General features: G+C 60.7%; 1 protein-coding gene. It reads left to right on the top strand.

Annotation, left to right across the window (positions count from 1 at the left end; all coding sequences use genetic code 11):
• Positions 1 to 456, top strand: a 456-nt coding sequence (locus tag EOA38_RS38665; protein WP_145966372.1) for a U32 family peptidase, incomplete at both ends; no start/stop codon positions are given.

Genomic DNA, 456 nt, shown 5'->3' with positions numbered 1-456 from the left:
CCATCATAGCCGCGGACTTCGCCGTCCTCGATCATGTGGCAAAGAACCACAAACAAATCCGCCTTCATCTGTCGGTGCAGGCTGCCGCGGCGACGCCGGAAGCGATCGGATTCTACGCGGCTCAGTTCGGCATCCGACGCGTGGTGCTTCCAAGGGTTCTCTCGCTCCAGGAGATAGCCGCGCTGAATCGCGCGATCGACGTGGAGACCGAAGCGTTCGTTTTCGGCGGCCTTTGCGTGATGATCGAGGGACGCTGCTATCTTTCTTCATACGCGACGGGAAAATCGCCCAATCTCAACGGCGTCTGCTCGCCACCCGAGATGGTGAGCTATGACGAAGAGCCGAGTGGCACAACGGCACGGCTGTCGGGCTTCACAATCGACCGGTATGGGCGCGGCCAGCCGGTGGGATATCCCACCCTCTGCAAGGGCAGATTCAAAGCCGGTGGCAAGACCT

The organism is Mesorhizobium sp. M1E.F.Ca.ET.041.01.1.1, assembly GCF_003997355.1.
In the GTDB taxonomy this organism is placed as follows: Bacteria; Pseudomonadota; Alphaproteobacteria; order Rhizobiales; family Rhizobiaceae; genus Mesorhizobium.
Note: the sequence above shows the minus strand (reverse complement) of the source record. Positions and strands in the feature narration are given on the sequence as shown.